We start from the raw sequence: 235 nt of genomic DNA, 5'->3' as shown, positions 1-235 counted from the left end.
TTGCCTTCCGGCAATAACGGTTATTTCGTTACTTCCACCGATCCGAACAGTCCTTACCTGATCACCACCAACCCTAAGCTCGATGGCCTGGGTCAGCTCGATCAAAGCCTGTTTGGCGATCTCTACGATCTGATGGGGGTTAAACCCGGCAGCGCCCCGCGTGAAACCAACAGCGCTTACACAGATCAAAATAAATTCCTCGGTTCTTCTTACTTCCTGGACAGGCTCAACCTGA

Annotated in this window: 1 protein-coding gene; it reads left to right on the top strand. The window is 51.5% G+C overall.

From position 1 onward, the window contains the following. On the top strand, positions 1 to 235 hold a 235-nt coding region (locus MUA00_RS00015), incomplete at both ends, for a hypothetical protein (RefSeq protein ID WP_271121222.1).

The organism is Dryocola boscaweniae, from assembly GCF_025215095.1.
Classification (GTDB): Bacteria; Pseudomonadota; Gammaproteobacteria; order Enterobacterales; family Enterobacteriaceae; genus Dryocola; species Dryocola boscaweniae.
Note: the sequence above shows the minus strand (reverse complement) of the source record. Positions and strands in the feature narration are given on the sequence as shown.